The organism is Candidatus Neomarinimicrobiota bacterium (assembly GCA_034716895.1).
In the GTDB taxonomy this organism is placed as follows: domain Bacteria; phylum Fidelibacterota; class UBA8477; order UBA8477; family JABMPR01; genus JABMPR01.
The window spans coordinates 1-3659 of sequence record JAYEKW010000081.1 but is presented as its reverse complement, the minus strand read 5'-3'; the positions used below and the strand labels follow the sequence as shown (position 1 = coordinate 3659).

4 protein-coding genes are annotated in these 3659 nt (G+C 43.2%); all 4 read right to left on the bottom strand.

Annotation, left to right across the window (positions count from 1 at the left end; genetic code table 11):
* A partial coding sequence (locus U9Q77_05520) for a hypothetical protein (protein ID MEA3286814.1) occupies positions 1–560 on the bottom strand: 560 nt, incomplete at its 3' end.
* A gap of 59 nt (positions 561–619) precedes the next feature.
* Positions 620–1870: a DUF819 family protein gene (locus U9Q77_05515; GenBank protein MEA3286813.1), complete on the bottom strand. Its 1251-nt coding sequence runs from the start codon at positions 1868–1870 to the stop codon at positions 620–622.
* A 121-nt stretch (positions 1871–1991) separates the two neighbouring features.
* Positions 1992–2450, bottom strand: coding sequence for a GreA/GreB family elongation factor (locus U9Q77_05510; GenBank protein ID MEA3286812.1), 459 nt, complete (start codon positions 2448–2450; stop codon positions 1992–1994).
* Between the two features lie 189 nt (positions 2451–2639).
* Positions 2640–2951 carry a Bro-N domain-containing protein gene (locus U9Q77_05505; protein MEA3286811.1) on the bottom strand — a complete coding sequence of 104 codons (312 nt, stop codon included), beginning with the start codon at positions 2949–2951 and terminating at the stop codon, positions 2640–2642.
* Between the last annotated feature and the right edge of the window lie 708 nt (positions 2952–3659).

Sequence of the window (3659 nt, the reverse complement as noted above, 5' to 3'; positions counted from 1 at the left end):
ACCATGCCAGTGTTTGATTTACCAGTTCCCAGATAGGCGCTCATTTTGCCATACTCATTAGCAGTCCGCAAAAAGCCGATCCCCTCTGAGCCAGTTCCCAAAAATACCGTTTCCTTACCAACTTCATTATAGGTGGTAAGCTGCCCACCTCCTTGCTGACTGGAACCCAGGTAGATGGTTGGTGCTTCACGACTATTAAAGGTTCTTAAAAAACCTTCCCCTCCAGGTCCGGTTCCCAGATGGCCACTCACCTTCCCCTGCTGATTGTAAGTCACAATGCCCCCCTGTCCTTCCATATTAGCACCGAAGCTAACTGATGGTACACCCAGGGCATTGGACAGGATCATGGCCCCTCCTGCAAAACCATCACCAGTGATCAGGACAGTATTATCCCCTGCAGTTGACAAGATCCTGATCGCACCGTTCTCGCGTATCGTCAGAGAATTTGCCTGAATATCTCCCCATTCTGAGTCGCTACTTTTGGCACTGATCAATGAGAAGAATAAAAGCGTGCTTAATACACCGATGAGGACACTTTTTGGATCGATCTTGTTTTTCATTATTTCACCATCTTTTCATTTTGCACTCGTTCTATTTTTGGGCTTAAATCAACTGGACACTAGGCTCCCACAGATATCCTTAGGATCTGACCCACCATCCAGGCAGCGTAGGTACCTACTGCATATCCCAATACTGCCAGTAAAACACCCACTGGCGCCAAGGTGGGGCTAAAGGCAGATGCCACGATGGGTGCTGTAGCAGCGCCACCTATATTGGCCTGACTGCCAACAGCAATAAACAGGCTGGGGGCTTTAATGATTTTTGCAGTAAATAATAGTATAGCTGCGTGAATAAGGATCCAGATCATTCCAATTAGAAACAGATGTGGACTGTCAGCGATTGCCATGAGATTCATTTTCATCCCGATCGTTGCAACCAGAATGTACAGAAATGCTGAGCCAACTCTGGTAGCTCCCACCCCTTCAAGACGACGTGCTTTTGTGAATGATAAGATCAAGCCACCAGTGGTTGCCAAAATAATTAACCAGAAGAATTTACTGGTCAAGCTGAACTTTGCCAGAACGGGATAATGATCATTTAAAAATGGTGCCAGGATATCAGCCATAAAATGTGAAGCTCCAGTGACACCAAAAGCGACACCACACAATATGATCAAATCTTGCAAAGTGGGGATCTTGCTAATTTCCGCCTGATAGCTTGCAGTTTGCTCCTTAAGCCTCTCAATACTTGAGGTATCAGCTTTCAACCATTTGTCAAATGCTTTATGGTTGCCCGCCATAAATAACAGGAATGCCATCCAGATATTGGCACAGATCACATCCACAGCAATAAACACTGAAAAGATATCGTCACCGACATGATAGACTTCTTTCATAGCGGTTTGATTGGCCCCACCACCGATCCAACTTCCAGCAAGCGTGGTCATACCTTTCCAGACCGCATCGGCCCCCACCCCATCTAGAACTGTTGGAAATATCCAGGCGGTAACAAAAAGTGCTATGGGGGCACCGATCAGGACCCCAGCGGTTCCGGCAAAAAACATGATCACCGCTTTGGAACCCAGTTTCATGATACCCTTCAGGTCAATAGACAGGGTCAACAACACCAGACAGGCCGGCAATAAATAGCGGGATGCCACAAAATAGAGGTCTGAATGATGACCAGATATCAACCCTGTACTGGCTAGAATACCAGGAATAAAGTACATTAAGAATATAGCTGGAATGAATTTATAGATTTTTTTAAAGAATGGGTGTTGGCTGTGAGAGGTTTTAAAGACGAGCGCCAAAACGCCCATAAGAATTCCCAGAACAACAGCATCGTTTGTTATCAGCGGAACAGGGTGCATATTTTCTCCAGTTTAATGCGTCACCTTCAAGTAGTTTGACCATTTAAAAGTGCTTGAACGAGTACGCAAATTGAACCATTCAACTTGTTTCCCACTATCCTGTCCGACTGGAAGGGGCTCGCTACTCCAGCAATTTAATATCCATGATGGTCAGGGTCTTGGTACCACCGGGAAGATCAAGGGTCATGGTATCGCCAACTTTTTTGCCCACGATCATCCGGGCAAAGGGTGAGGTCTCCGTTACAATATTCTCATAGAGTTCCAACTCATATTCGGCAGCTCCGGCAATGGCTACTGTGATGGGGTTTTCACCATCAGTATAAGTAACCTTAGTACCAAATGAGACCATATCGGGATTGATATCCTTAGGCTCAATCACTTCATTGTCGAGATGTTTTTCAAATCGGTGGCGCTTATTGTGGAGGTGAGCCTGATTGTCTTTGGCTGCATGGTATTCTGCATTTTCCTTTAGATCACCAAAATCAGCAGCACGTTTGATATCTTTGCTGTTTTGTTTGATCTCATCCTGGATCTCATTGATCTTGGCAACAACCAGGTTATATGTTTTCCGATAGATCATTTTTACACCTTAATCATTCTTACTGATGGACAGCTCTATTATATCTATATCCGTAAATCCACTCTCTGTTAGTAGATTCTTAAACGGATTTGAAGTATAAGATTTGACCTGTTAGATCACTAATAAAATTTTCTTCTCCAGATCAGGGTCTTCGATTTCCTGCACACGCTCGTAGCCAACTTTGGCCAGCTAGCGTTTGAAGGGCTCCGCCTTAGGGGAAGGAATGGATTGGATAATGCGAAAAAGACTTTCAGCATCAGCACAATCGGTGTCTCTTTGTTTACTATCAGGAGCACGTAATTTCAACCGTACGATTTCCTCGTACGGTTGGTTAGTACCTGATTCCTGCGAAAGTTTCCTTTTTAGATCAGACCAGTACCTCTTTGGATTATTACTGTCAGAAAGAGCCCCGACAACATCAATTACTGAAAAGTACCAGGCGTTTTTGTATAAAATTCTCCGAATTTGTTGCCCCTTAAAAACAACTAGCTTATTTTTCATTATTGTTGCCCCGTATTCGTTGAAATAGTTCCTGGTCGATCATTTAATCCAACCAGCGTTTGGAGGACGCAGTGTTAACAGAAGGGATGGATTGGATAATGGGGAAAATACCTTCAGTGTTTGCGCAGTCGGTTTGACACATTTTGCCATCTTATACCACTACTGTCCCATCTAAATTACATGAAGACACTGTAAGTGTATAATAACTAATATGATATGTCATCTTTATAAAATTATCGATTTGAACTCCATTTTCAGTTTTAGAGGTAGGTCTAAGGTTGACTTGATCCACCGCAGGCTTAGAATCCCATTTAGAGCCAAATATTTGAAGCAATTGTCAGTAAAAATAAGAAGTTGGTTTAACAATTACAGTTTATCCCGGTTTTTGAACATCCATAAATTAATAAATGTCTCTAAAAATCAAGTACTTACGAATATAGCACCCCGATTATTATATGGGTACTTCAGTATGTCACTGATACTAAAGCACTTATAACGGGACAGTAGTGATCTTATACAACTAATTTCAATCCGTGACAATTTGTCACGATTTCACTTCCTTCTGCATTTAACCGCTGCTTCAATTTGCGCCAATATGCTCCTGGATCAGGGCTTTCAGTTAGCGCTCTACAGATATCAACGACTGAAAACCCCTATTCATTCTCACTCACAATTAGTTTCAATCCACACCCGCGTGAAGCGGGTGAC

Excerpts from the sequence above, each read along its gene's own strand:
- U9Q77_05505 (MEA3286811.1), bottom strand. The coding sequence starts at position 2,951 with ATGAAAAATAAGCTAGTTGTTTTTAAGGGGCAACAAATTCGGAGAATT.
- U9Q77_05510 (MEA3286812.1), bottom strand. The coding sequence starts at position 2,450 with ATGATCTATCGGAAAACATATAACCTGGTTGTTGCCAAGATCAATGAG.
- U9Q77_05515 (MEA3286813.1), bottom strand. The coding sequence starts at position 1,870 with ATGCACCCTGTTCCGCTGATAACAAACGATGCTGTTGTTCTGGGAATT.